We start from the raw sequence: 5140 nt of genomic DNA, 5'->3' as shown, positions 1-5140 counted from the left end.
ATCTCCGCTGAATGGCGTCAGCCAACGTCTTGACAGGAACAAGCCCTCTTTCCCATGTCGACATTCCCTTTGGCCCTTCACTCGAAAATTGACATCCGTCCTCTACCCCGTCATGCGCGGCGCTCAAAACGTCACCGATCCTCTTGCAGCCCTGTCCCGCAAGGGTGACGGTTTGACACTACGCTACAGGCTCCCGGCTCATTGGGGCGTTTGTGACCTGGTTCAAGAGATGCACTGGCCTGATCCACTATCGAAAAAGTCAATGTGACGCGAAGGCCGCCGCGCTCACTCCAGACTGCGTCTCCTAGCGCAAGTGATGCGCCTATCCGGGTCGCGATCGTCTGCACAATTGACAACCCAAGCCCAGACCCGCTTTGCCCCGAGCCAAGCACACGATAAAATCGGTCGAACACCCGCGCGCGTTCTTCCTCGGGAATGCCCGGACCGTTGTCTTCGACAACGATCGACGTACGACCGTCCTTCGTATGCACCGACAAGTCCACGCGCCCGCCCGCCGGCGTATAGCGGATTGCGTTATCGACGAGGTTCTTTAGCACCGTGCCCAGGTCTGCTTCATTGGCGGGGACCCAAACGTCTGAATCTCCGGTCACGCCAATATCGATCTGGCGCGCCTGCGCAAGCGGAATCAGGTCTTCGAGCACGCGGCGAAATGCCGGCGCGACCGGGCTGAGATTCGCCTCAATGCCGTCGCCCTCCTGCGCGTGCGCGAGCGTCAGCAACTGCTCGACGAGCGCGCGCGTGCGCGTGAGGCCATTGCTCAAGGCGGTAAAGCGTTCGCGCGCCTGCGTCGACATTTCCGACAAATCCAGCCGCTCTGCCTGCAGCAAAAGCACGGTAAGCGGCGAGCGCAATTCATGCGCTGCGTCGGCTATGAAACGCCGCTGGAGCGCAACCGACTGGGCAACGCGCGCGAGCATGCGGTTATTGGCAACAAGAAATGGCACGATCTCGGCCGGAAGCTGCGGGTCGCCGGTAACCCGTATTTCTGAAAGATCGTGATCAGGGCGGACATCGAGTTCTGCGGCAAGCCGCGCGAGGGGCTTGAACATATGCCTGACCAACAGGAACACGACCCCGACCAACACCGGCGCCAGTACAAGAAACGGAATTAGCGTGGCGACAGCACTATTGCGGGCGATTTCGTTTCTATCGGAAGTCTGCTGGCCAACGGCTACGCGGGTACCCGGCGCCAGTGTGCGGACCACAACGCGCCATTCGCGGTTGCCGAGAGTCAGCGTCCTCATGCCATCAGACAGCGTAGGGGGCAAGTCGAGCAGGCGCTGCGTGTTGACGTTGCCTAGCTTTTGCACTACGACCTTCGCCTCCGGCTCGAACTCCGGCACATAATGCACGGAGCCTTCCGCCATGGAGTCCACATTTTCCGCCGTGACGAGCGTAGCCACTTCCTTGAGCTGCTGATCCTGGATCTCGTTGGCTTCGTGGAACGCGGCCTTGAACGAAAAAATGCCTGCCGCGACGGCACTCAAAAGAACGGCAATTGCGAGCCACATGGACAAGCGCAACTGGAGCGACTGCCCTACCCGCCTTTCGATACCATCCATCCGACACCCCTGACATTTTTGATCGTATCGCTGCCGAGTTTTCGTCGCAGCGAGTGAATCAGAAATTCAACTGCATTGCTTTCAACCTCTTCGTTCCAGCCGTAGATGCGGTCCTCGAGTTCGGTGCGCGACAGGATCGCACCGGGACGAATCATCAACGCATGCAGCAACGCAAATTCGCGTCCTGAAAGCCGTAACGATATCCCTGGCGAGCACGCTTCATGGGTGGCAGGATCCAGCGACATGATGCCATTGGTCAGCACGGGCGCAGCGACGCCCGCACGCCGCCGCACAATCGCACGCAAGCGCGCGAGCACTTCGGACATTTCAAACGGCTTGAGAACGTAATCGTCGGCCCCGCTGTCCAGCCCGCGAATGCGGTCGGCGACGCCGTCACGCGCCGTGATGATCAGGACTGGGGTGGCATTGTCGCTGGCGCGAATGGCGCTCAGGACGCTCATGCCGTCGGCCCTCGGCAAGCCAAGGTCGAGCAGGACGGCTTCGTAGGAGTGAACCTTGACGGCGCTTAGCGCCTGATGTCCATCGCGCACCCAGTCCACCCCGCATGACGCGTCCTTCAACGCGTCCCTGACCACCTCGCCGATCATCCAGTCGTCTTCAACCAGCAACACTCTCATCGGGGATCCCAGAATGCGCGGCACATGCCGAAAGCCGCGAGTCCAACATGCCGCATCTTCAGCATACGGTCACCTGCAGTGTGGAGCTCGCGCAGGTCACTGCCAAGGCGATCGAACAAGCCGCGCAGCGCGGACGGCGAGGACGTAGTCAAATTCGCGGCCGAAAGGTTGTCGAAGAAATCGCGCATGCTGGCTCGAGCGTGCGCCGTCGCAATGATGAAACCGGCTGTGTCTTCGGGTATGTTTTTCACCGCGTTATTGGCGGCGGCATCCACGCGTCTCAAGATATGCTCGATATACGAGCGGTTGTAAGCCGCAGCGAAACGGGCGCGTTCACGCGCCGGCCCGCTTATAGCGTACAACGCTTGCCGTGCGAGCGCTTCTGCAGCATCGAAAGCATCCGTAGTTTCGCGGATGCGCTCAGCCAGATGCGCGCCGAATGCTTTACGCGCGCGTATGGCCTCCTGTGCGGGAATCGCGACGCCGAGCAAGATCCCGGCAACGGCCCCCACTCCATCCAGCCAACCGTTTGACATGACGCCGCACCTTCGAACCTGTTGAAACTTTATGCTTGCGACACGCCGGCGCGGGACGCGTCGGCGTAGACGAGTGGCCCGGCCTGTCTTACCTTAACAGTCGGGGTTCGTATTCATGGTTGGCTTCCCCACTCCGAAGTCGACCACGCCTCATCATAGGTTCAGAAGGCGAAACAATAATTAGCAGAGGCTTACATAGCATGCGAAAGCAGCCGGGCCTGGGTAAGTTGATCTCAGGACATCGACACGCCCAGCAGCTTGCCAACACCGAACGTAAACCCTGCCGCCACCATGCCGATCAGAATTTGCCTTCATGATTTGCGCTGCGCTGCGACGCGCCTCTGCGGCGCCGAGCCCCTTCGACTGATAGATCAGCGCGAGTTCGTGTCGCTCCGCGTCGGGCGTATGTTCGAGTTCGTCGGCTTCTTTCGCGATCTGCGTACGCGCGAGTTCGCGTGCGTTCGTGACCGACAGCCATTCCCCAAGCGCCATGGAACAAGCTCCGGCCACGAGTCCGGCAAATGCAGTCAGCAAAATGGTTCTGGCAGGTGCGCACGCTCACGCCGTTGGCGCGCAGTTTCTCGGACCAGACGCGCGCATGGTCGCGCTCCGATGCCGCAAGTTTCGCATAAACCTGCTTGCGTTCGCTATCGTACTCAGCGCCGGCAAGTGTTTCGTAGAGCGCGGCGCTGTCGAGCTCACCGGACAAGTTGCTGCGAAATCGTCTGAGCTCGGATTTCGATGCCATGCTGAGTCTCCGCAGTTCCGTGATTGAAAGATTCGCAGAACAACGGGCACGTATGCATAGAGGCGCTACAACCCTTCGTTCACGCTTGAGTGCGAATGAAAGTATTTCTCATCACGCACTCGGCGGCTTGCTATGCGCTATCACGCGATGTGGGAAACATGCGTCGAAGGGTGGCGTCGCGAAGAACAAAATGATGGAAAACCGCAGCGGCCGCGTGCATTACAACAAGCGCGAGCAGAACCCAGGCAAAAATCTTATGCCAATCGCCAAGCGAGTGTCCGAATGGCGATCCTTCCGGCGAAAGCGCCGGCAACGGCAAGAGAGTGCCCAGGAAGCTCGGCCACCCTCTGGACGAGGCGTTGGCCCATCCCATGAGCGGCAGTGCTATCAGTAGGAGATAAAGCATCCAGTGTGTGAGGCGCGCAACCACCGCTAATGGACGGGGAATGCCTGGCAATTCGCGGGGCGCCGGATGCGTGAAGCGCCAAACGATTCGCACGGCCACCAGCAGCAGGATAAGCATGCCAACCGACAAATGCCAAGCGATCAGACCGATCGGCTGGGTGCCGCGATGAACATCGGGCATGGTCCACGCAATCGCAAATTGGCTCGCAAGAAGCAGCACGGTGGCCGAGTGAAAAAAACGTGCGGTGCGGCCATACGCAGAGGGTGTGGTCGAGGAGTTCTGCCGCATATTGACATGTCCTGAAAGGTCCGGCTGGACCCGGAAGCTTGCGCCCAGATACTTAGGAAAGGCATAGTAGCGCGCGGGATTCTGAGGTTCAGCTTGCAATATCCAAGCATCGATCCATTTCACGTAGCAATGCTTACGTTCATGCAAACCTATGTAAGCGCGCTAATTGTATCCTTGAATGTCTATCTATGATGGAAAGCAGCCAGATTCACTATTCAATTGAACGGTAGGCATCAAGTCCCATCCAGCTTCCTGGTTTGATGACGACATGTGATCAGGATAGGCGGCTGTGGCTTAACACGTGAATGTCCGTCGCGACGGCTCCGGCCCGAATAGTCAGGCGGATTTCCCGGCCTGGAGCGCGGGTCGACCCCGTTTCCGATTTGAAATCGCAACGGCTGGATAATCTTCACCTCGATGCGCGCGTTGTCGGTCAGCGCGACGAGCGCCATTTCGATCCCGCCGATCGGCTCGGCGACATCGGTAGCACACTGTCGCGCCAGCTTGGCCTCAACGCCAACTGATGAATTGGTTCAAGTGACCGCTAAGACCCGGAACAAGAATTAACCGCCGACCTGACCTGCATCAACTGCGCACAGACCGAGACCGCAATGGACCCAGGCGCTTTATCGACGATTCCTTCAACGCCGATCGGGCAAATCATCTCCGTCAATCGCTCGGCGTCCACACCACGATCAATCAACCTCCGCTCGAACTTCACGCGTTTCGTGTTCGACCCGATCATGCCGAAGTAAGCGAAATCGGTGCGACGCATGATCCGATACGCCAGAGAAAAATCCAGCGAATGGTCATGCGTCATCACCAGGAAATAGGCGCCGGGCGGCGCCGAATCCACAATGGCATCCGGCGAATCGGTCGCCTCGATTTGCACGTTGGCGGGCACTTGATCAGGGAACAGTTCGTCGCGGGCATCGACCCAT

Annotated in this window: 5 protein-coding genes and 2 pseudogenes (1 of these 7 running past the window's edge); 1 reads left to right on the top strand and 6 read right to left on the bottom strand. The window is 59.1% G+C overall.

Going from position 1 to position 5140, the window contains the following annotated elements; all coding sequences use genetic code 11:
• Positions 1-131 precede the first annotated feature (131 nt).
• The 5 genes and pseudogenes from ACFFAR_RS11990 to ACFFAR_RS11970 all read right to left on the bottom strand — a co-directional run bounded on the left by ACFFAR_RS11990 (position 132) and on the right by ACFFAR_RS11970 (position 4322).
• Positions 132-1583 carry an ATP-binding protein gene (locus ACFFAR_RS11990; RefSeq protein WP_075357525.1) on the bottom strand — a complete coding sequence of 484 codons (1452 nt, stop codon included), beginning with the start codon at positions 1581-1583 and terminating at the stop codon, positions 132-134.
• The gene (locus tag ACFFAR_RS11985; protein ID WP_075357524.1) at positions 1559-2221 is read right to left on the bottom strand and encodes a response regulator transcription factor; all 663 of its coding nucleotides are present in this window, start codon (positions 2219-2221) and stop codon (positions 1559-1561) included. The genes ACFFAR_RS11990 and ACFFAR_RS11985 overlap by 25 nt, the downstream gene beginning before the upstream one ends.
• Entirely contained in the window at positions 2218-2757 is a 540-nt protein-coding gene (locus tag ACFFAR_RS11980; RefSeq protein WP_375507927.1) for a hypothetical protein, read from the bottom strand. Before ACFFAR_RS11980 ends, ACFFAR_RS11985 begins: the two co-directional genes overlap by 4 nt.
• A gap of 309 nt (positions 2758-3066) precedes the next feature.
• Positions 3067-3505: pseudogene (locus ACFFAR_RS11975) on the bottom strand (VIT1/CCC1 transporter family protein); the annotation flags it as partial.
• A gap of 130 nt (positions 3506-3635) precedes the next feature.
• The gene (locus tag ACFFAR_RS11970; protein WP_375507926.1) at positions 3636-4322 is read right to left on the bottom strand and encodes a cytochrome b; all 687 of its coding nucleotides are present in this window, start codon (positions 4320-4322) and stop codon (positions 3636-3638) included.
• A 182-nt stretch (positions 4323-4504) separates the two neighbouring features.
• Here ACFFAR_RS11970 and ACFFAR_RS11965 point away from each other — a divergent pair, with 182 nt between their 5' ends.
• Entirely contained in the window at positions 4505-4723 is a 219-nt protein-coding gene (locus tag ACFFAR_RS11965) for a hypothetical protein (RefSeq protein WP_143325514.1), read from the top strand.
• A 20-nt stretch (positions 4724-4743) separates the two neighbouring features.
• Here ACFFAR_RS11965 and xdhC read toward each other — a convergent pair.
• Positions 4744-5140 (bottom strand): annotated as a pseudogene (xdhC, locus tag ACFFAR_RS11960) (xanthine dehydrogenase accessory protein XdhC) (it continues 155 nt past the right edge of the window).

Source organism: uncultured Caballeronia sp. (assembly GCF_964243625.1).
Lineage (GTDB): Bacteria > Pseudomonadota > Gammaproteobacteria > Burkholderiales > Burkholderiaceae > Caballeronia.
Note: the sequence above shows the minus strand (reverse complement) of the source record. Positions and strands in the feature narration are given on the sequence as shown.